This is a genomic window from Microlunatus sagamiharensis, assembly GCF_900105785.1.
Classification (GTDB): domain Bacteria; phylum Actinomycetota; class Actinomycetes; order Propionibacteriales; family Propionibacteriaceae; genus Microlunatus; species Microlunatus sagamiharensis.
In genome coordinates, this window is the sequence record NZ_LT629799.1 from 182,792 (window position 1) to 203,682 (window position 20,891).

The 20,891-nt window shown below is 74.5% G+C and carries 18 protein-coding genes; 17 read left to right on the top strand and 1 reads right to left on the bottom strand.

The genetic code is table 11. The annotated features are described in order from the left end of the window. The first annotated feature begins 10 nt into the window (after positions 1-10). The 17 genes from BLU42_RS00840 (at position 11) to BLU42_RS00920 (ending at position 20,355) form a co-directional block, all read left to right on the top strand. Positions 11-1,438: an NAD(P)H-hydrate epimerase gene (locus tag BLU42_RS00840; RefSeq protein WP_231918378.1), complete on the top strand. Its 1,428-nt coding sequence runs from the start codon at positions 11-13 to the stop codon at positions 1,436-1,438. After that, positions 1,435-2,649 (top strand): alanine racemase, encoded by a 1,215-nt coding sequence (gene alr, locus BLU42_RS00845; RefSeq protein ID WP_231918379.1) that lies wholly within the window; start codon positions 1,435-1,437, stop codon positions 2,647-2,649. The genes BLU42_RS00840 and alr overlap by 4 nt, the downstream gene beginning before the upstream one ends. Next, positions 2,649-3,890: an alpha/beta fold hydrolase gene (locus tag BLU42_RS00850; RefSeq protein ID WP_091072391.1), complete on the top strand. Its 1,242-nt coding sequence runs from the start codon at positions 2,649-2,651 to the stop codon at positions 3,888-3,890. Before alr ends, BLU42_RS00850 begins: the two co-directional genes overlap by 1 nt. Further along, the gene (locus BLU42_RS00855) at positions 3,883-4,521 is read left to right on the top strand and encodes a nucleoside/nucleotide kinase family protein (protein ID WP_091072394.1); all 639 of its coding nucleotides are present in this window, start codon (positions 3,883-3,885) and stop codon (positions 4,519-4,521) included. The genes BLU42_RS00850 and BLU42_RS00855 overlap by 8 nt, the downstream gene beginning before the upstream one ends. 257 nt (positions 4,522-4,778) lie before the next feature. Beyond that, positions 4,779-7,139: a DEAD/DEAH box helicase gene (locus BLU42_RS00860; protein ID WP_231918380.1), complete on the top strand. Its 2,361-nt coding sequence runs from the start codon at positions 4,779-4,781 to the stop codon at positions 7,137-7,139. A 114-nt stretch (positions 7,140-7,253) separates the two neighbouring features. After that, positions 7,254-8,210 (top strand): tRNA (adenosine(37)-N6)-threonylcarbamoyltransferase complex ATPase subunit type 1 TsaE, encoded by a 957-nt coding sequence (tsaE, locus tag BLU42_RS00865; RefSeq protein ID WP_231918381.1) that lies wholly within the window; start codon positions 7,254-7,256, stop codon positions 8,208-8,210. Beyond that, complete coding sequence (tsaB, locus tag BLU42_RS00870; RefSeq protein ID WP_231918382.1) at positions 8,203-8,877, top strand: tRNA (adenosine(37)-N6)-threonylcarbamoyltransferase complex dimerization subunit type 1 TsaB; 675 nt, start codon at positions 8,203-8,205, stop codon at positions 8,875-8,877. Before tsaE ends, tsaB begins: the two co-directional genes overlap by 8 nt. Continuing rightward, positions 8,874-9,482, top strand: a complete 609-nt coding sequence (locus tag BLU42_RS00875; protein WP_091072396.1) for a GNAT family N-acetyltransferase — start codon at positions 8,874-8,876, stop codon at positions 9,480-9,482. The genes tsaB and BLU42_RS00875 overlap by 4 nt, the downstream gene beginning before the upstream one ends. Beyond that, the gene (tsaD, locus tag BLU42_RS00880; protein WP_091072399.1) at positions 9,479-10,546 is read left to right on the top strand and encodes a tRNA (adenosine(37)-N6)-threonylcarbamoyltransferase complex transferase subunit TsaD; all 1,068 of its coding nucleotides are present in this window, start codon (positions 9,479-9,481) and stop codon (positions 10,544-10,546) included. Before BLU42_RS00875 ends, tsaD begins: the two co-directional genes overlap by 4 nt. A gap of 7 nt (positions 10,547-10,553) precedes the next feature. After that, positions 10,554-11,756, top strand: coding sequence for a class I SAM-dependent methyltransferase (locus BLU42_RS00885; protein ID WP_091072404.1), 1,203 nt, complete (start codon positions 10,554-10,556; stop codon positions 11,754-11,756). 125 nt (positions 11,757-11,881) lie between these two features. Continuing rightward, complete coding sequence (locus BLU42_RS00890) at positions 11,882-13,315, top strand: metallophosphoesterase (protein ID WP_157719707.1); 1,434 nt, start codon at positions 11,882-11,884, stop codon at positions 13,313-13,315. A 327-nt stretch (positions 13,316-13,642) separates the two neighbouring features. Continuing rightward, entirely contained in the window at positions 13,643-13,939 is a 297-nt protein-coding gene (gene groES, locus BLU42_RS00895) for a co-chaperone GroES (RefSeq protein WP_091072411.1), read from the top strand. Between the two features lie 35 nt (positions 13,940-13,974). Further along, positions 13,975-15,591 carry a chaperonin GroEL gene (groL, locus tag BLU42_RS00900; RefSeq protein ID WP_091072415.1) on the top strand — a complete coding sequence of 539 codons (1,617 nt, stop codon included), beginning with the start codon at positions 13,975-13,977 and terminating at the stop codon, positions 15,589-15,591. Positions 15,592-15,997: 406 nt separating this feature from the next. Next, positions 15,998-16,615 (top strand): sigma-70 family RNA polymerase sigma factor, encoded by a 618-nt coding sequence (locus BLU42_RS00905; RefSeq protein WP_091072418.1) that lies wholly within the window; start codon positions 15,998-16,000, stop codon positions 16,613-16,615. Positions 16,616-16,720: 105 nt separating this feature from the next. After that, positions 16,721-18,301, top strand: coding sequence for an IMP dehydrogenase (gene guaB, locus BLU42_RS00910; protein ID WP_091078987.1), 1,581 nt, complete (start codon positions 16,721-16,723; stop codon positions 18,299-18,301). 22 nt (positions 18,302-18,323) lie between these two features. After that, the gene (locus BLU42_RS00915) at positions 18,324-19,205 is read left to right on the top strand and encodes a cytochrome c oxidase assembly protein (RefSeq protein WP_197680563.1); all 882 of its coding nucleotides are present in this window, start codon (positions 18,324-18,326) and stop codon (positions 19,203-19,205) included. Positions 19,206-19,251: 46 nt separating this feature from the next. Then, entirely contained in the window at positions 19,252-20,355 is a 1,104-nt protein-coding gene (locus tag BLU42_RS00920) for a GuaB3 family IMP dehydrogenase-related protein (RefSeq protein ID WP_197680709.1), read from the top strand. 30 nt (positions 20,356-20,385) lie between these two features. Here the strand turns inward: BLU42_RS00920 and BLU42_RS00925 are convergent, their stop codons facing one another. After that, positions 20,386-20,835: an SSI family serine proteinase inhibitor gene (locus tag BLU42_RS00925; protein ID WP_091072425.1), complete on the bottom strand. Its 450-nt coding sequence runs from the start codon at positions 20,833-20,835 to the stop codon at positions 20,386-20,388. Between the last annotated feature and the right edge of the window lie 56 nt (positions 20,836-20,891).

A 20,891-nucleotide genomic window follows, 5' to 3' on the forward strand; every position in this document is an offset into this window, starting at 1 on the left:
GGTCGCGGACGTGCAGGCCTTCACCGTCGAGCAGGTCCGTCGGCTGGAACGGGCCGCGATGGGCCCGCAGGACGACGGCACCCTGATGCAGCGCGCCGCGGCGGGGCTGGCGGCGGTGCTCGCCGACGAGCTGCGGACCCGTGCGGGCCACGTCTACGGCACCCACGTCCTCGTCCTGGTCGGTCCGGGCAACAACGGCGGCGACGCCCTGTGGGCCGCGGCCCGGCTGGCGCGCCGCGGGGTGCGGGTCGACGCGGTCGGCGTCCTCGGCACGCCGCACGCGGAGGGCCTGGCCGCCCTGCGCGCCGCGGGCGGCCGGGTGGTCGGGACCGAGGCCCTCGCCGCGCTCGACGCGTACGACCTCGCGGTGGACGGCGTCCTCGGCATCGGCGGCCGTCCGGGCCTGCCCGACGACGTCGCCGACCTAGTCGGGCGGCTGGCGGACGCCTGCGTCCCGGTCGTCGCGGTCGACCTGCCCTCGGGCGTCGCGGCCGACACCGGCGCCGTCCCCGGTGCGGCGGTCAGCGCGGCCGTGACCGTGACCTTCGGCGTGGCCAAGCCCTGCCACCTCCTCGAGCCCGCCCGCGCCCGTACGGGTCGGCTCGTGCTCGTCGACATCGGCCTCGACACCTCCGCCGAGGAGCCCGAGCTCGACGCCTGGGACGCCGCGCGCGTGGCGGACGCCTGGCCCTGGCCCGCCCGCTCGAGCGACAAGTACGCCAAGGGCGTCGTCGGGGTCGACTGCGGTTCCGAGACCTACCCCGGCGCCGGGATCATGGCCACCTACGGCGCCGTGCACGGCGGGGCCGGGATGGTGCGGTTCGTCGGGCCGGAGTCCGCCCGGGCGACCATCACCGCGAACCTGCCCGACGTCGTCTTCGCCCCGGGCCGTGTGCAGGCCCACCTGCTCGGCTCGGGCTGGGGCGAGCGCGCCGACGGAGACCGGGCCGTGGCCGACGCGGTGGCCTCCGAGGTGCCCGGCGTGCTCGACGCCGACGGCATCGGCCACCGCCCCGACCGGCTGCCCGACTCGTGGCTGCTGACGCCGCACGCCGGTGAGCTCGCCCGGCTGCTCGGTATCGAGCGCTCGGAGGTCGAGGACGACCCGCTCGCCGCGGTGCGGGCCGGGGCGGGGCGGACCGGGGCGACCGTGCTGCTCAAGGGGGCGACGCAGCTCGTCGCGCGACCCGGCGTCCGCACGGTCGAGGTCGCCGTGCCCGGCCCGTCCTGGACCGGACGCGCGGGCTCGGGCGACACGCTCGGCGGGCTGTGCGCCGCGGTGCTCGCCTCCGGCCGTCCCGCGCACGAGGCCGCGGTGCTCGGGGCCTCGCTCCAGGCGCAGACCGCCGCCGCGCACCCCGGGCCGCTGCCGCCTCACGTCCTCGCCGAGCGGTGCGCCGACCGGCTGGGCGCCTGGTGGCAGGAGCGGCACCCGTGAGCGGCGCGGCGGGCACCGACCCGCTGCCGGCGTACGGACCCGCGATCGACCCGGCGACCGCGAGCGCCGACGTGGACCTCGCCGCGCTCCGCGCCAACGTCGCCGTGCTCGCCGGGCACGTCGGCGCCGCCGCGCTGATGGTCGTGGTCAAGGCCGACGCGTACGGGCACGGGATGCTCGTGTGCGCCCGCGAGGCCCGGGCCGCCGGGGCCGGCTGGCTCGGTGTCGCGACCCCGGGCGAGGCGCTCGCGCTGCGGACCGCCGGCGACACCGGGCTGCTGATGTGCTGGCTCTACGGGCCCTCCGAGGACCTCAGCCCCCTCGTCGCGGCGGACGTCGACGTCTCCGCCTCCAGCGCCGAGGACGTCTCCCGGCTGGCCGCGGCCGCCGCGGTGGCCGAACGTCCGGCCCGCGTGCACCTCAAGGTGGACACCGGCCTGACCCGCAACGGCGCGCCCGAGGCCGGCTGGGACGAGCTCTTCGCCGCGGTCGCCGAGGCCGTCGGCGCTGGTGCGCTCCGCCTGGTCGGGCTCTGGTCGCACCTCGCCGCGGCCGACGAGCCGGGCCACCCCTCGGTCGCGGTGCAGCTCGCCGCCTTCGACCGCGCGTACCAGCAGGCGCGCCTGGCCGGGCTCGAGCCCGAGCTGCGCCACCTGGCCAACTCCGCCGGGGCGATGGTCCTGCCCGAGGCGCGCTTCGACCTCGTGCGGGTCGGCATCGCGGCGTACGGGGTCGAGCCCGCCCCCGGGCTCGCCGCGCTCGCCGGCGTGACGCTGACCCCCGTGATGCGCCTGCGGGCCCAGCTCGCCCTGGTCAAGCGCATCCCGGCCGGCGCCGGGGTGTCCTACGGCTGGACCTGGACCGCGCCCGAGGACACCGTCGTCGGGCTGGTCCCGCTGGGCTACGCCGACGGGGTGCCGCGGCACGCGGGCAACGTCGCCGAGGTGACCGTCCGCGGTCGCCGCGCTCCCGTGCGCGGCCGGATCTGCATGGACCAGCTCGTCGTCGAGCTGGGGTCGGGGAGCCGGGCCGAGCCCGGCGACGAGGTCACGCTGTTCGGCGCGGGGCCGGACGTCCCGACCGCCGCCGACTGGGCCGCGGTCTGCGGGACCATCGGCTACGAGGTCGTCACGCGCATCGGGGCACGCGTGCCGCGCCGCTACCTGAACCCGACCGCGACCCCCTCGGCCACGGTGGCGGAGGTCCGCTGATGGCCTCGCGCGACCTGGTCCGCAGCGGCACCCGCAGCGCCGGCCGGCTGCTCCGGGCGCGGCCGCGCCGTCCCTCGGCCCGTCCGAACCCCTCCCTGCCCTCGTGGGTGGGCGGCGGCCTGGGCCACCACCTCGGGGCCGGCGTCGGGCTGGTCGCGGGCGTGCTCGCCCTCGCGGCCGGCGGGGTCGCCGCGGGACTCGAGCTCGAGAAGCGCGTCGTCAGCAAGCGGATCGGCCGGGCGGACGTCGAGGACGCGAAGATCGTCCCGCCGCGCTCGAGCGGGCCCGCGCTGCGCACCCCGGACGGGGTGCCGCTCCACGTCGAGGTCGACGAGCGGGCGGAGGACCCGGCGGCCGCGTACGGCAACCCCCTGCCGCCGCTGCCCGAGGACGCGCCGACGCTCGTGCTGGTCCACGGCTACGCGCTGAGCATGGACTGCTGGCTCTACCAGCGCGAGCACTTCCGCGGCCGGGTGCGCGAGGTGCTCTACGACCAGCGCTCGCACGGCCGTTCGGGGCACTCCTCGGCGGAGTACTGCCGGGTGCCGCAGCTCGCGGAGGACCTCCGGCAGGTGCTCGCGGAGGTCACCGGCGACGGGCCCGTCGTGCTCGTCGGGCACTCGATGGGCGCGATGACGATCATGCACCTGGCGCTGTCCCACCCCGAGCTGTTCGGCCCGCAGGTCAAGGGGGTCGCGCTCTTCTCCACCTCGGCGGGCGAGATGGCCGACTACTCCCCGGTGCGCGCCATCCCGGGCCGGGTGTTCTCGCGCGTCGCGCCGCCGCTGCTCGCCGGGCTCAACCGCGTCCCGGACCTCGTGGAGCGGAGCCGGCGGGCCGGCACCGACCTCGGCTTCGTGGTGACGAAGCGGATGGCCTTCGGCTCCGACGTGCCCGCGAACCTCGTCGAGCTCACCAGCGAGATGCTCGGCGAGACCTCGCTGGAGGTCGTGGCCGACTTCTACCCGACCTTCTCCGAGCTCGACGAGTACGAGGCCTTCACGGTGATGAGCCAGGTGCCGTGCGCGGTGGTCGGCGGCCTCGACGACGTGATCACGCCCATCGAGCACACCGACAAGATCATCGAGCTGATGCCGCAGGCCACCGCGCTGCGGGTGCCGGACTGCGGGCACCTCGGCCTGATGGAGCACCCCGACGTCTTCGACGCCGTCCTCGACGACCTGTACGACCGGGTGCTGGAGCGCGCCGCTGGGACTGACCAGGGAGCTGACCGTGCCTGAGACCCTCCGCGTCGCCACCACCGAGCTCGTCGAGCGGGCCGCCGGGCTCGCCGCGTCCGGTCGCCGGGTGCTGCTCGGCATCACGGGTCCGCCCGGTGCGGGCAAGACCACGCTGGCGCGGACGCTCGTCGGCGCGCTCGGCCCGGAGCTGGCGGTGCTGGTGCCCATGGACGGCTTCCACCTCGCCGACACCACGCTCGTGGCCTGGGGGAGCCGGGCGCGCAAGGGCGCGCTCGACACCTTCGACGTCGGCGGATACGTGTCGCTGCTCCGGCGGCTGCGCGACCAGCGGGAGCCGTACGTGCACGCGCCCGAGTTCGACCGGGCGAGCGAGACCTCGCTGGGCTCGGCCCTGCCGGTGCCGCGCGAGGTGCCGCTCGTCGTCACCGAGGGCAACTACCTCCTCAGCACCACGGGGGAGTGGGCGGAGGTGGCCCGGCTGCTCGACCAGGTGTGGTTCATCGACGTGCCCGACGACGTCCGCGTCGGCCGTCTCGTGCGCCGGCGGGAGTCCTACGGGTCCGACCACGCGGAGGCGCTCGCCTGGGCGACCGGCAGCGACCAGGTCAACGCCGACGTCGTCGCCGCGACCCGCGGGCGGGCCGACCTCGCGGTGACGCTCGCGGGCTGAGCGGCGGAGGGCCGCTGACCGCCTGGCGGAGGACCGACGTGGGGTCGCAGGCCGCCGTTTCGACTCCGCGGGGCCAGGACTGTACACTGAGAGCAACCCGAGCGGCACATCCACCTTCGGGACGCAGCGCCCTCCACCGAGAGCGGCGCACCTGGGTTCGTCTTCCCTCTCCTGCGCACAGAGTCGTTGCAGTCGATCACGGTCGTTGACGTACCTGACCGAGATCCCCCGACCCCGGGGAGAGAAACGAGTGACGCATGTCCCCGAAGTCCAACGGTGCCGACGGCATCCCCAAGAAGCGCTGGTCCGCGGCTGAGCGCGCCTCCCGCGGTCACACCCCGCGCCGCAGCGGCGGCAAGCCCCGCGCACCCCTGCGCGGCGGTCCCGCCCGCGACGCTGGCACCTCCCGCGGCGGCGACACCGGCCGCGTCCGCGGCGAGTGGTCGACGCGCCCGCCGCGCGACGACCGCCCGCAGCGCAACGACCGTCCGTCGTACTCGCGCGACGACCGCCCCTCGTACAACCGGGACGACCGCCCCGCGTACAACCGGGACGACCGCCCCGCGTACAACCGGGACGACCGCCCCGCGTACGGGAGTGACGACCGCTCCCGCGGCGACCGTCCGGCCTTCAACCGTGACGACCGTCCCTCGTACAACCGCGACGACCGCTCGCGCGGCGACCGTCCGAGCTACAACCGCGACGACCGTCCGTCCTACGGGCGTGACGACCGCTCGCGCGGCGACCGTCCGTCGTACGGCCGGGACGAGCGTCCCTCGTACAACCGTGACGACCGTCCGCAGCGCAGCCGTGACGACCGCCCGTCGTACGGCCGCGACGAGCGTCCCTCGTACAACCGCGACGACCGTCCGCAGCGCAGCCGCGACGACCGCCCGTCGTACGGCCGCGACGACCGTCCCGCGTACAACCGGGACGACCGTGGCTCGTACAACCGGGACGACCGCCCGCAGCGCAGCCGCGACGACCGTTCCTCCTACGGTCGCGACGACCGTCCGCGCCGCGACGACCGACCCCAGCGCGACGACCGTCCGCAGCGCACCGCGTCGGGCCGTCCGTCGTTCTTCGACTCCTACGACGACAAGCGTCCGGCCAACCGGGCGTACGCCGAGCGCTCCGACCGCTCGCACCACGCGTCCGCGCCGCGGACGACCAAGGTCCGCCCGCCCCGCGAGCGTGACTCCGAGCGCGAGCCCGAGCTCGTCGAGGTCGAGGAGACCGCAGCCGTGACGCCCACCCCCGCCTTCGAGGGCACCTTCGCCGACCTCGGCCTGCCGGCGAACCTCGTGTCCACGCTCGAGGCCTCCGGCATCGCGACGCCCTTCCCGATCCAGGCCGCGACGATCCCGGACGCGCTGACCGGGCGCGACGTGCTCGGCCGCGGCCAGACGGGGTCGGGCAAGACGCTCGCCTTCGGCCTGCCGATGATCACCCGCCTCACCGGCGGCCAGGCGAGCAAGCCGCCGCGCGGCCTGGTCCTGGTGCCTACGCGCGAGCTGGCCATGCAGGTCAACGAGGCGCTCGAGCCCCTGGCCCGCGTGGCCGGGCTCTCCACCGTGCTCATCGCCGGGGGCATGTCCTACGTCCCGCAGCTGCGGGCCTTCTCGCGCGGCGTCGACATCGTCATCGCGACCCCGGGTCGCCTCATCGACCTCATGGAGCAGGGCGAGCTCGACCTCAGCCGCGTCGAGGTCACCGTGCTCGACGAGGCCGACCACATGGCCGACCTCGGCTTCCTGCCGGCGGTCACCACGATCCTCGACACCGTGCCGAGCGGCGGCCAGCGGCTGCTCTTCTCGGCGACGCTCGACTCGGGCATCGGCCGCATCGTGCGGCAGTACCTGGTCGACCCGGTCACCCACGAGGTCGACTCGGCCAAGGCCAGCGTCACGACGATGAGCCACCTCATGGTCCAGGTCGCGCCGCACGACAAGGCCCCGCTGACCGCTGAGATCGCCTCCCGCGAGGGCCGCACGATCGTCTTCGTGCGCACCCAGCGCGGTGCCGACCGCGTCGCCGAGCAGCTGCGCGAGGCCGGCGTCATGGCCGGTGCGCTGCACGGCGGCCTGACCCAGGGCGCCCGCACCCGCATCCTCGAGGCGTTCAAGGAGGGGTCCGTCCCCGCCCTCGTCGCCACCGACGTCGCGGCCCGCGGCATCCACGTCGACGACGTCGGCCTGGTGCTCCAGGTCGACCCGCCGGCCGGCTCCAAGGACTACCTGCACCGCGCCGGCCGCACGGCCCGCGCCGGCGGCACGGGCGTCGTCGTCAGCCTCGTGCTGCCGCACCAGCGCCGCGAGGTCACCCGCCTCCTCGGCCAGGCGGCCGTGACCGCCGACCAGATGGTCGGCACCCCCGGCGACGAGGAGCTCGACACCCTCACCGGCGGCCGCCGTCCGTCGTACGACGCGGTGTCCGAGGCCGACTTCCGCGCGATCATCGACCCGCCGGTCCGCAAGGCCGGTCGTGGGCGTCGTCCGGGTGGCCCCGGCGGCCCCCGTGGTGGCGGCCAGGGCGGCCCGCGGGGGGCCCGTCCCCCGCGTCGCGGCCCGCGGACCGACCGTCAGCCGCGCTCCGAGACCTGGGGCGCCCAGGCCTGACCTCGAGGCTGCAGCACCGAGCGGCACCCACCTCCACGGGGGCGGGTGCCGCTCGTGCGTTCACCCCCTGTTCGCCGGACGGGCGTGCTGGAGGCTGCCAGTAACCTCGCTGCCGTGAATCCGCCGCAGTCCGAGCCCGTCGTGGTCGTGGCCTCGGCGGAGCACGCGGCGGCGATGGTCGAGGTCGTGCACGCCGCGTTCGGCGCCCGGCCGCCGATCGACCCGCCCTCCACGGCGGACCGGGAGACGGCCGAGAGCCTCGCCGAGGCGCTGCGCCGCGGGGGCGGCATCTACGCCTCCGTCGACGGCCGGCCCGCCGGCGCGATCCTCGTGGGCAGCACGAGGGAGGACGTGGCGACCTTCGCCCGCGTCTCCGTGCACCCCGACTTCCAGCGCCACGGCATCGCGAGCGCCATGGTCGCGGCCGCCGAGGACCTCGCCGCGCTGCAGGGCCACCGCCGCGTCGACCTCTTCGCCCGCGAGGAGTTCGCCGAGCTGATCACGTTCTGGGGGCGACGCGGGTACGCCGTCGCCCGCCTCGCGCCCCACGGCGTCGTGCTCACCAAGGCGCTGCCCCAGGTGCTGACGCTGCCCGACGCCGATGCCACCGAGGAGCTCGGACGCCGTCTCGGCGAGGTCGTGCGCGCCGGCGACCTGCTTGTCCTCTCCGGCGAGCTCGGCGCGGGCAAGACCACGCTGACCCAGGGCCTCGGGCGCGCGCTCGGCGTGACGGGCGCGGTCATCTCCCCGACGTTCGTGCTGTCGCGCGTGCACGCCACCGCGGAGGACCGGCCGACGCTGGTGCACGTGGACGCCTACCGGCTCGGCAGCGCCGCCGAGCTCGACGACCTCGACCTCGACGCGAGCGCGCCCGAGAGCGTGACGGTCGTCGAGTGGGGCCGCGGCCTGGTCGAGCAGAGCTGGGACCACCGCCTGGAGGTCGACCTCGTGCACGACCCCGAGGGCGGCCGGCTCGCCCTCCTGCGACCCTTCGGCGAGCGCTGGTCCGGCGTCGACCTCGGCGCGCTCGACCCGCGCCGTCCTGCGTACGCGGAGGTGGATCGTGGCTGAGCCCGGAACGGGCCTGACGCTCGCTCTCGACACGTCGACCGACGTCACGGTCGGGGTGGCCCGGGGGAGCGAGGTCCTCGCCTCGGAGCGCGTGACCGACCGGATGGCGCACGTGGAGCAGCTCGTGCCCCTCGTGCACCGCACCCTCGGTGCGGTGGGGGCCACGCTCGGCGACGTCGACCGGGTCGTCGTCGGCCTCGGGCCGGGCCCCTTCACCGGCCTGCGGGTCGGGATCGTCAGCGCCCAGGTGCTGGCCCACGTCCGCGGCGCCACCCTGCACGGGGTGTGCAGCCTGGACGTGATCGCGCTCGCGCACGCAGGGGGGTCCGGCCACCCCGAGTTCGTGGTGGCCACGGACGCGAGGCGGCGCGAGGTCTACTGGGCGCGCTACGCCGGCGACGGCACCCGGCTGCAAGGGCCTGAGGTGAGCAGCCCCGACGACGTCCCGCGGCTGCCGACGGTGGGTCCGGGGGCCGACCTCTACGCCGACCGGCTCGACGTCGTCGACGGCCCGCGCACGCTCGACGCCGGTCTGCTCGCCGCGCGCGGCCCCGCGCTGCCGGACGCCGGCAGCGAACCGCTGTACCTGCGCCGCCCGGACGCCGCCGAGCCCAGCCGCCGCAAGTCGGTGCTGCGGCTCCCGCCGGACCAGGCGGTGCGCCGGTGAGCGCCGAGGGCGCGGCGGCCGGGCTCGAGCCCTCCGTGGCCTCGCTGCAGCTCAGCCTCCTCCCCGCGCGGCGCGACGACCTGCCCGCGATCCTGCGCCTCGAGGAGGAGGGCTTCGCCCCCGACGAGCGCTGGAGCGAGCGGAGCTGGGCGGGCGAGCTGCTCGGGCAGGGCCGGACGGTCCTGCTCGCGCGCGGCGCGCAGCCTGCGGGCGTCGTCGCGCTGTCGACGGTCGGCGAGCTGGCCGACCTGCACCGGGTCGTCGTCGCGCCGACCCACCGCCGGCAGGGCGTCGGGCTCCGGCTGGTGCGCGCCGGGCTCCTCGCGGTGCGGCACGCGGGCGCCCGGGCCGTCATGCTCGAGGTCGAGTGGACCAACGAGGCGGCGACCGCCCTCTACGCGCGGCTCGGCTTCGAGCAGCTGCACGTGCGCCGCGACTACTACGGCCCCGGCCGCCACGCGCTGATCATGAAGCTCTACGACCTCGAGACCTGGCCGGGCCGCTTCGCCGAGGCCGTCCGCGACACCGAGACCGACCTCGCGGCCGAGCGCACCGGGTTCGAGCCGTCGGCGGAGCCCGCACCCGAGCCCGAGGAGGCACCGTGACCGGCCCGCTCGTCCTGGGCATCGAGAGCTCCTGCGACGAGACCGGCGTGGGGATCGTGCGGGGCCACGAGCTGCTCGCCAACGAGGTCGCCTCGAGCGTCGAGCTGCACGCGCGCTTCGGCGGCGTGGTGCCCGAGATCGCCAGCCGCGCCCACCTCGAGGCGATGCTGCCGACGCTGGAACGTGCCTGCGCCGAGGCCGACGTCGACCTCACCGAGATCGACGCGGTCGCCGTGACCGCCGGTCCCGGGCTGATGGGCGCCCTGGTCGTCGGCGTCGCGGCGGCGAAGGCGCTCGCGTACGCGCTGGGCAAGCCGCTCTACGGGGTCAACCACCTCGCCGGCCACGTGGCGGTGGACCTGCTGGAGCACGGTCCGCTGCCGACGCCCAGCGTCGCCCTGCTCGTCTCGGGCGGCCACACCTCGCTGCTGCTCGTCGACGACATCGCGGGGAACGCCAGCCGCAAGGAGGGCGGGCGCGGGATCGTCGAGCTCGGCGCGACGATCGACGACGCGGCGGGGGAGGCGTACGACAAGGTCGCCCGACTGCTCGGCCTGCCCTACCCCGGCGGGCCCGTGATCGACCGGGCGGCGACGGGCGACCCCCGCGCGATCGCCTTCCCGCGCGGGCTCACCTCCGCCCGCGACCTCGAGCGGCACCGCTTCGACTTCTCCTTCTCCGGCCTCAAGACCGCCGTGGCGCGCTGGGTCGAGACCCGCGAGCGCGACGGCCTCGACGTCCCGCTGGCCGACGTCGCGGCGAGCTTCCAGGAGGCGGTCTGCGACGTGCTGAGCGCCAAGGCCCTCGACGCCTGCGCCGCGACCGACGCACGGGACCTGCTGATCGGCGGCGGGGTCGCCGCCAACGGCCGGCTGCGCGCCCTGCTCGCGGAGCGGGCTGCCGAGGCCGGGGTCGCGCTGCGCACGCCCCGCCCGGGGCTGTGCACCGACAACGGCGCGATGATCGCCGTCCTCGGCACCGAGGTGATCCTCGCCGGGGGCCGCCCCTCCGGCCCCGAGCTCGGGGCGGACTCGTCGCTGCCCGTCAGCCGCGTCCTGGTCTGAGCGGCTCGTGACCGCGCTCCCGCTCGGGCTCACGGTCGAGGCGCTGGCCGCGGCCGAGGCCGAGGCGGACCCGGGCTCCCTGGGTGCAGGCACCCGCCTGCGGAACCGCTTCGGTCCCGACCTCGCCGCCGCGGCCCTCACCCAGGTGGTCCTGCGCCGGCGGGCGCGGTCCAAGTTCGGGGACGCGGCGCTGGGGCTCTGGCTCACCCGGGACGGGCTGGAGCAGGCCACCCGTCCCGACGTCGCGGCGCTGCACGCCCGGCGCTTCGTCGACGCGGGCGTACGGCGGGTGGTCGACCTGGGCTGCGGGATCGGCGCCGACGCCGTCGCCTTCGTCCGGGCCGGGCTGGACGTCGTGGCCGTCGAGCGCGACCCCGCGACGGCCGACGTCGCCCGGGCGAACCTCGCCGGTGCGGTCGAGGCGGCCCGGGCGGGCGGGGGCCACGCGAAGGCCGAGGTCGTCGTCGCCGACGTCGCCGACGTGCTGGGCGCCGGGCTCGAGCCCGGGGACGGCGTGTTCGCCGACCCGGCCCGCCGGGACGCCCGCGGCCGGGTCTGGCGCGCGCAGGACTTCAGCCCGGACCTCTCGACGCTGCTGGCGCTCGCGTCGCCCGAGCGCGTGCTCGGTGTCAAGCTCGGCCCGGCGCTGCCGCACGCCCTGGTGCCACGGGAGTCCGAGGCGGAGTGGGTCAGCCACGGCGGCGACGTCGTCGAGGTCGGGGTGTGGAGCGGCCCGGGGAGCGTCGCCGGCCGCCGGAGCGCGCTGCTGTGGCCGGCGGAGCGTCTCGTCGCCACCGACGCGCGGCTCGAGGTGCGTCCCGTCGGGACCTACGTCCACGAGCCGGACGGCGCGGTCATCCGCGCCGGCGCCGTCGCGGCGCTGGGGGAGCGGCTCGGCGCGGGCCTGCTCGACGCCCAGATCGCCTACCTCACGTCGGACACGCTGGTGAGCGTCCCGGGAGCGACCGCGTTCGAGGTGGAGGAGGTGCTCCCGTACGACCTCAAGCGGCTCCGTCGCTGGGTCCGGGAGCGGGGGATCGGCACTCTCGAGATCAAGCGGAGGGGTCTCGACGTCGACCCCGTCGACCTGCGCCGATCCCTGCGTCCGCAGGGATCCGCCTCCGCGACCCTGATCCTGAGCCGCACCCCCGACGGCGCGGTGGCCCTGGTCGTGCACCGCTGCCACAGTCCGGGTGATCGTGTTACATGATCATTATCTCGTTACCGAAAGTTTATAATTGAATGGGAACTCGGCTATGGTCGGCCGCGACGTCCGGGGGACGAACACGAGGAGACCTGAGAATGCCTACTGCCCGCGCACGACGACTGTGGACGGTGGCGCTCGCCACCGCCGTGGCGAGCGCCGCGTTCGCGCCCAGCGCATCCGCTGCACCCGCCGCCTCCGCGACCGGGGCCTGCGCCCCGCTCGACGACTCGATCTACCAGACGGTCAAGCCCAAGAACGGCGCCTCGCTGCTGACCAACTGGACCACCGAGGTCCTGAGCGCGGTGCTGCTCGGCTTCACCGACGACGAGGGCGAGCTGTTCACTGCCTCGCGCAGCAACGAGGACGGCCTGGTCGGCGTGCACCGCATGTACGACAAGTCCGCCAACGACTTCCTCTTCACGGCGAAGTCGGGCGAGGTCTCCTCCTTCGTCGACGAGGGCTACGAGGACCAGGGCGTCCGCTTCTACGTCCTCCCCGAGGCCGACGACTGCGCCGTGCCGGTCTACCGCTACGCCAAGGGCGACAAGCACCGCATGGCGGTGTCGTCGAGCGACCGCAGCGCGCTGGCCGACGACGGCTGGAGCTCCCAGGGCGTCTCGTTCTACGCCGCCGGCGACGCGGGTGACCCCGCGCCCACCGAGCCGACGCCGACGCCGGAGCCGGACGGCAGCGCGTTCAGCTTCGCCGTCATCCCCGACAGCCAGATGGAGGTCGTCAGCCCGACCGACCCGCGGATGAAGAACCGGACCACCTGGCTCGCCAAGCAGCCCGGGCTGGCCTTCGTCGACCACACCGGTGACGTCGTCAACTGGGACACCGACGACCACGGCCAGATGAAGGTCGCCAAGGCGGCCATGGACGTGCTCCACGACGCGGACATCCCGTACTCGCTGAGCATCGGCAACCACGACACCGAGGCGACCGGTGTCGGCGGCAGCGCCCGTGACCCCAAGAACACCTACAAGCTCCAGCGCGACACGTCGACCTTCAACAGCTTCTTCGACGCCGCCGACTACGGCGACGTGGGCGGGGCGTACGAGGCCGGCAAGATCGACAACACCTACTCGCTCTACACCGCGGGCGGGCTCAAGTGGATGGTCCTCAACCTCGAGTTCTGCGCGCGGCCGGGCGTGGTGACCTGGGCCAAGCAGGTCGTCGCCTCGCACCCCGACTACAACGTCATCGTCTCGACGCACAGCTACCTCAACGGCGGCGGCGACATCGACTCGTCCAACCAGGGCTACGGCGACACGAGCGGGCAGAAGCTCTTCGACCAGCTCGTCAGCCAGTACCCGAACATCAAGATGGTCTTCTCCGGCCACGTCGGCTACGCGGAGAAGGCCCGGGTCGACACCGGCAAGAACGGCAACAAGATCTACTCGTTCCTGACCACCATGCACGACGCCAAGACGAACCCGGTCCGCATGCTGAAGGTCGACCCGACCAACGACAGCCTGTCGACGTACATCTACGCGCCGTACACGAACCAGACCTGGGGCGAGTACTCGCAGACGATCTCGGGACTAGACTTCGTCCGCTGACGCGAGCAGCACCAGACGCGGCGTGCGGCCCTCCCCCCCCTTGGGCCGGGCGCCGGCGGCACGGCCCCGGACCCTCAGGTCCGGGGCCGTGTGCCGTTCCGGGGCTCGCTGAGCCCCGGACGGTGCCCCTCCTCCTCGGGGCCCGGGGCCTTCTGGCACTCGGTCAGGGCGAGTGCTAATGTCGAGTTAGCACTCCGACGAGGAGTGTGCCAGCGCGGACCCCGGTCCGCGTCGGCGGACGGGACGGCACCCGCGACGACGCCCCGGCCACCCAGACATCACAGACACCGCGGAACGATCCGCACACACCCGTGAAAGGGGCCTGACGTGGCGAGCACGATCAAGCCGCTCGAGGACCGCATCCTCGTCCAGCCGCTCGAAGCCGAGACCACCACCTCCTTCGGTCTGGTCATCCCGGACACCGCCAAGGAGAAGCCGCAGGAGGGCAAGGTCATCGCGACCGGCCCCGGCCGCATCGACGACAACGGCCAGCGCGTCCCGCTCGACGTAGCCGAGGGCGACGTCGTCATCTTCAGCAAGTACGGCGGCACCGAGGTGCGCTACGACGGCAACGACCTGCTGCTGCTGAACGCCCGCGACATCCTCGCGGTCGTCACCAAGTAAGTCCGCAGCACCGAAGCAGAGGAACCAGCACACACATGGCCAAGATCCTCCAGTTCGACGAGGAGGCGCGCCGCTCGCTCGAGCGCGGCGTCGACGTCCTCGCCAACACCGTGAAGGTGACGCTCGGCCCCAAGGGCCGCTACGTCGTCCTCGACAAGAAGTGGGGCGCCCCGACCATCACGAACGACGGCGTGACCGTCGCCCGTGAGGTCGAGCTCGACGACCCGTACGAGAACCTCGGCGCGCAGCTCGCCAAGGAGGTCGCCACCAAGACGAACGACGTCGCCGGTGACGGCACGACGACCGCGACCGTCCTCGCCCAGGCCCTGGTCCACGAGGGTCTGCGCGCCGTCGCATCCGGCGCCAGCCCGATCGGGCTCAAGCGCGGCATCGACGCGGCGGTCGAGGCCGTCACGAAGCGCCTGCACGAGATCGCCCGCGAGGTCCAGACGACCTCCGACATGGCGTCGGTGGCCACCATCTCGGCGCGCGACGCCGAGATCGGCGGCCTGATCGCCGAGGCGTTCGACAAGGTCGGCAAGGACGGCGTGATCACCGTCGACGAGTCGAACACCATGGGCACCGAGCTCGAGTTCACCGAGGGCATGCAGTTCGACAAGGGCTACCTGTCGCCGTACTTCGTGACCGACCCGGAGCGGATGGAGGCGGTCCTCGACAACCCCTACATCCTGATCAACTCGGGCAAGGTCTCCTCGATGAGCGACCTCCTCCCGCTGCTGGAGAAGGTCATCGGCGCGTCGGGCACCCTCTTCGTGGTGGCCGAGGACGTCGACGGCGAGGCGCTGTCCACGCTCGTGGTCAACAAGATCCGCGGCACCTTCACCTCGGTGTCGGTCAAGGCACCGGCCTTCGGCGACCGCCGCAAGGCCATGCTCGAGGACATCGCGATCCTCACCGGCGGCACCGTGGTGGCGCCCGAGGTCGGGCTCAAGCTCGACCAGGTCGGCCTCGAGGTGCTGGGCCGCGCCCGTCGCGTCGTGGTGACCAAGGACAACACCACGATCGTCGACGGCGCGGGTGACGCGGAGGCCGTGAAGGCGCGCGTCGCTCAGCTCTCCTCCGAGATCGAGCGGACCGACTCCGACTGGGACCGCGAGAAGCTGCAGGAGCGGGTCGCCAAGCTCGCCGGCGGCGTCTGCGTGATCAAGGTCGGCGCGGCCACCGAGGTCGAGCTCAAGGAGAAGAAGCACCGCATCGAGGACGCCGTGTCCGCGACGCGTGCGGCCATCGAGGAGGGCATCGTCGCCGGCGGCGGCTCGGCCATCATCCACGCGTCGAAGGCGCTGGACGGTGACCTGGGTCTGACCGGTGACGAGCGGACCGGTGTCGGGATCGTGCGTCGCGCGGTCGTCGAGCCGCTGCGCTGGATCGCCGAGAACGGTGGCGTCCAGGGCTACGTCGTGACCTCGAAGGTCGCCGAGATGGAGCCCGGTTCCGGCTACAACGCGGGCACCGACGAGTACGGCGACCTGATCGCCGCGGGCGTCATCGACCCGGTCAAGGTCACGCGCTCCGCGCTGGCCAACGCCGCGTCGATCGCCGCGCTGCTGCTCACCACGGAGACCCTCGTGGTGGACAAGCCCGAGGAGGAGGAGCCCGCAGCCGCGGGTGGCCACGGCCACTCGCACTGAGGCTCCCGCCCCGGGCGCGAGCACCGAGGCGTAGCAGCACCAGCACCACCACGAGGCCGCCCCGCCACCCGGCGGGGCGGCCTCGTGCCGTCCGGGGACGGGACGGCGGTCGTGGGACCACGACGTGGCTCACGGGCTCGCCTGCTGCCCGATGAAGTAGCGCAACAGTCGAGCGATCACGATCCGGTAACGATGAACCGGCTTCAAGCGGTTGCAGGCAAGGGTCCGTGAGACTGGTGCCCGAGTCGTTCGGGGGATCGCTCACAGGGGATGCGAGGGCTTCGAGGTCGTCACCACGGCCTCGGCACCACCAGAGCAAGAGGTGGTCCCACCGCGGCGCCAGCCGCCGGCAGGGCCGCTCCAGATCGTGCTGTCCATCCGCTCGGGGAGTTGATGGAGTCCGCCGGTGACCAACACCGACCTCGGCCAGGCCTTGTCCGACCCCGAGCTCCTGGCGCGTGCCCGCGCCGGCGAGGTCGTGGCCGTGAACCTGCTGATCACGGCCGTGCGCAGCGCCGTGCAGCGCTACTGCCGGGCCCGCCTGGCCACCTACAGCGGTGGCTCCGAGGCGGCCGAGGACGCGACGCAGGAGATCTGCCTCGCCGTCGTCGACGTGCTGCCGCGCTACCAGGACCAGGGCGCGCCCTTCGCGGCCCTCGTCTACGCCATCGCCTCCAACAAGGTGGCCGACGCCCAGCGGCGCTACGCCCGCACCCCGTTCCAGCTCGTCGACGAGCTGCCCGAGCAGGTCGAGGACGCCCTCGGCCCCGAGCAGCAGGCCATCGCCCGCTCCGACGTGTCGGCGGCCCTCGCCCTGCTCGAGCGGCTCCCGCCGCGGATGGCGCAGGTCGTGCGGCTGCGCGCCGAGGGGCTGAGCGCCGAGGACGTCGGGGAGATCGTCGGGCTCACCGCCAACGCGGTCCGCGTCACACAGCACCGGGCGCTGGCCCGGCTGCGCCGGCTGGTCACCGAGTCCGCCGACCACCGGGAGCGCTTCGCCGAGCGCTGGCCCGCCGCGGCCTGAGCCTCCGCCCGCCGCCGCGTCCGGCGTCCCGCACGGGAATGCCGGACGCGGCGGCGGCGCTACAGTGGGCTCTCCGCCAGCGCCACGAAGGACCCTGCCGTGCCCATGCTCCCCGGGCAGCCGCCCGCCGCCGACCACCAGCGTCCTGAGGGCGAGGTGACGCCGTACGACCAGCAGGGCTGGGCCTCCGGGCCCGGCGTCCCCGGTCCCTTCGCAGCCCTCGGCCTGACCTTCGACGACGTGCTCCTGCAGCCGCACGAGAGCGACGTCATCCCCTCCCACGCCGACACCTCGACCCGGGTGTCGAAGCGGATCAGCGTGAAGGTCCCGCTGATCTCCTCGCCGATGGACACCGTGACCGAGTCGCGGATGGCCGTGGCGATCGCCCGCCAGGGCGGCCTCGGGATCATCCACCGCAACCTCTCCATCGAGGACCAGGCCCACCAGGTCGACGTGGTCAAGCGCTCCGAGGCCGGCATGGTCGACGAGCCGATCACCATCTCCCCGGAGGCCACGATCGGGGAGGCGGACGCGCTCTGCGCCCGCTTCCGCATCTCCGGCGTCCCGGTCGTCGACCGCGACCTGCGCCTGCTCGGCATCGTCACCAACCGCGACATGCGCTTCGAGACCGACCCGACCCGGCTGGTCGGCGCGGTCATGACCCCGATGCCCCTGGTCACCGGTCACGTCGGGATCAAGGGCGACGAGGCCATGGCCCTGCTCGCCGCGAACAAGATCGAGAAGCTCCCGCTCGTCGACGAGGGCGGGCGCCTGCGCGGGCTCATCACGCTCAAGGACTTCGTCAAGGCCGACCAGTACCCCGACGCCAGCAAGGACGACCAGGGCCGGCTCCGCGTCGGCGCGGCGGTCGGCTTCTTCGGCGACTCGTGGAAGCGCGCGATGGCGCTGGTGGAGGAGGGCGTGGACCTCCTCGTCGTCGACACCGCGCACGGCCACTCCCAGGGCGTGCTGGACATGGTCCGCCGCCTCAAGGCCGAGACCGCGGCCGCGCACGTCGACGTGGTCGGCGGCAACGTCGCGACGTACGCCGGGGCCAAGGCGCTCGTCGAGGCCGGCGTCGACGGGGTCAAGGTCGGCGTCGGGCCGGGCTCGATCTGCACCACCCGCGTCGTCGCCGGCGTCGGCGTGCCTCAGGTGACCGCCATCTACAACGCGTCGCTGGCCTGCCGCCCGGCCGGCGTCCCGCTGATCGGCGACGGCGGCCTGCAGTACTCCGGCGACATCGCCAAGGCGCTCGTCGCCGGGGCCGACACCGTGATGCTGGGCTCGCTGCTCGCCGGGTGCGAGGAGAGCCCCGGGCAGACGGTGTTCGTCAACGGCAAGCAGTTCAAGACCTACCGCGGGATGGGCTCGCTCGGCGCGATGGCCTCGCGCGGGCGCTCGGCGTCGTACTCCAAGGACCGCTACTTCCAGGGCGACGTCAGCTCCGACGCCAACCTCGTGCCCGAGGGCATCGAGGGCCAGGTGCCCTTCCGCGGGCCGCTGGCCGCGGTCGCCTATCAGCTCGTCGGTGGGCTGCGGCAGTCGATGTTCTACACCGGGGCGTCCACGGTCACCGAGCTCAAGGAGCGCGGCTCGTTCGTCCGGATCACCTCCGCCGGCCTGCGCGAGTCGCACCCCCACGACATCCAGATGACCGTCGAGGCGCCGAACTACAGCGGCTAGCCCGAGCCCGACGGTCCCGCCCGTGCCCGGCGTCCGCACCTTCCTCGAGACCTGGTCGTTCGACCCGGTGGCGGCCCTGCTCGTGGTGGCCGTCCTGGTCGCCTACCTGATCGGGGTGCGCCGGGCCGGCCGGGCCGGGACCCGCTGGCCGCCGGGCCGGACCGTGGCCTTCCTGCTCACGGGCGCGGGGTCGTACGCGGTAGTCTCGTTCGGCTTCCTCGGCGCGGAGAGCCGCGAGCTGCGCTGGGCGTTCGTCACCCGCGTGGCCGCGCTCCTGCTGGTGGTGCCGCTGCTGGGCCTGCTCGGGCGCCCGCTCGACCTCGCGCAGGCCGCGCTGCCGCCCGGTGGTGCCCGGGTCCTCCGGCGGGTCGTCGGGTCCCGGCCGGCGCAGCTGCTCGGCAACGCGGTGGTGGCGCCCCTGGTGGCCTGCGCGGTGTTCTGCGTGTTCCTGACCCCGCTGGCCGGGGCCTGGCGGACCAGCCCGGCGGGGGAGGAGGCCACCTCGCTCCTGCTGCCGCTGCTCGGGCTGCTGCTCGTCCTGCCCGCCGCGGCCCAGACGGGCCTGCGCAGCGAGGTCTTCGTGGTCGCGGAGTTCGGCTTCGCCTTCCTCGAGCTCGTCCTCGACGCGGTCCCCGGCCTGGTCCTGCGCCTCACCGGGCACGTCCTCGACGGCGTGGGCGCGGTGGTCGGCGCCGTGCCGCACTGGTTCCCGGGGCCGCTCACCGACCAGCACTGGGCGGGCGACCTGCTGTGGTCGGTCGCCGAGGTCGCCGACCTGCCCGTGCTGACGCTGCTCTTCGTGCGCTGGGTGCGCTCGGACCGCCACCGCGCCCGCCAGGTCGACGGGCTGAGCGAGGCGGAGCTGGACGCCCTCGTGCGGGACCACCTGGGCCGGGGTCGCTGAGCGCGGCGCGAGGCACGGGTGCGGATGCGGGAGGATGGCGCCCATGGTGGTCGAGATCGGGCGGAACAAGCGGGCCGAGCGGGCGTACGCGTTCGACGACGTGTCGATCGTGCCCTCGCGGCGCACGCGCGGCGACGACGAGGTCTCGCTGACCTGGCGCATCGACGCCGGGACCTTCGCCTTCCCGCTGCTCGCCGCGCCGATGGACTCGGTGATGTCGCCGCAGACCGCGATCCTGCTCGGGCGCCTCGGCGGCCTCGGCGTGCTCAACCTCGAGGGCCTGTGGACGCGCTACGAGGACCCCGAGCCGCTGCTGGAGACGATCGCCGCCGAGCCCGACGCGGCCGTGGCGACGCGCACCATGCAGGAGATCTACGCCGAGCCGATCAAGCCCGAGCTGATCGGCGCCCGGATCGCCGAGATCCGCGCGGCGGGCGTGGTCGCCGCGGGCGCGCTCTCGCCGCAGAACACCCAGGCGTACGCCAAGGCGGTCGTCGACTCCGGCGTGGACTTCTTCGTCATCCGCGGCACGACGGTCTCCGCCGAGCACGTCTCCCGGACGGCCGAGCCGCTGAACCTCAAGCAGTTCATCTACGACCTCGATGTGCCGGTCATCGTCGGCGGCTGCGCCACCTACCAGGCCGCGCTGCACCTGATGCGCACCGGCGCGGCTGGCGTGCTCGTCGGCTTCGGCGGGGGAGCGGCGGACACCACCCGCTCCGTCCTCGGCGTCGCCGTGCCGATGGCCTCGGCCACCTCCGACGTCGCCGCGGCGCGCCGCGACTACCTCGACGAGTCGGGTGGGCGCTACGTCCACGTGATCGCCGACGGTTCCGTGGGCCGCTCGGGCGACATCGCCAAGGCGATCGCCTGCGGCGCGGACGCCGTGATGGTCGGCTCGCCGCTGGCCAAGGCAGAGGAGGCCCCGGGTCGCGGGTTCCACTGGGGCCCCGAGGCGTGGCACGAGACGCTGCCGCGCGGCGAGCGGGCCCACTACGGCACGGTCGGCACGCTCGAGCAGATCCTGCTCGGCCCCTCGACCGTGGCCGACGGCACCATGAACCTCGTCGGCGGGCTCCGGAAGGCGATGGCGACGACCGGCTACTCCGACGTCAAGGAGTTCCAGCGCGTCGAGGTCGTCCTGGGCTGAGGCTCGAGCCCGCCCCGGCGCCGGCAGGGCTCAGGTGCCGGACGGCGGCAGGAGGGCCGCCAGCGCGTCCCAGCGCGCGATCTGGCAGCCGTCGGTGCGCGAGAAGGTCGCGAGCACGCTGCGTCCCCGCCAGGTCCCGCTGAGGGTCGCCACCTCGGGCCCGCCGTAGACCTGCGGGCACACGCGGCCCTTGTCGACCGGCGGCAGGGCGGTCGCCCCGCGCTCGTCCAGGGCCGCGCAGGCGGCGGCCGGGTCCGGGTGGTCGCCGCCGGGCGGGTCGCAGGTCAGGGTCCACGTCGTCCTCGCCCCGGTCGCGTCCGACCCGGTGACCGTGAGCCGCGTCCCGGCGGCGGGCGCGGTCGACGGTGCCTCCACGGGTGCCTCGTCCCCGCAACCCCAGCCGGCCGCGAGCAGCAGGCCCGCCACGAGGCCGAGGCGGACGGCGCGGACCGCGGGGAGGCCCGTCGTCGGCACGATCATCGCAGCGACCCTTCTCGAGGTGGCCCCCAGGAGGGGGTTGTGGCGGCCGGGCCTGG

Bases quoted from the DNA above. Each gene is read 5' to 3' on its own strand.
- BLU42_RS00850 (WP_091072391.1), top strand. From the start codon at position 2,649: ATGGCCTCGCGCGACCTGGTCCGCAGCGGCACCCGCAGCGCCGGCCGG.
- BLU42_RS00860 (WP_231918380.1), top strand. From the start codon at position 4,779: ATGTCCCCGAAGTCCAACGGTGCCGACGGCATCCCCAAGAAGCGCTGG.
- groL (WP_091072415.1), top strand. From the start codon at position 13,975: ATGGCCAAGATCCTCCAGTTCGACGAGGAGGCGCGCCGCTCGCTCGAG.
- guaB (WP_091078987.1), top strand. From the start codon at position 16,721: ATGCTCCCCGGGCAGCCGCCCGCCGCCGACCACCAGCGTCCTGAGGGC.
- BLU42_RS00925 (WP_091072425.1), bottom strand. From the start codon at position 20,835: ATGATCGTGCCGACGACGGGCCTCCCCGCGGTCCGCGCCGTCCGCCTC.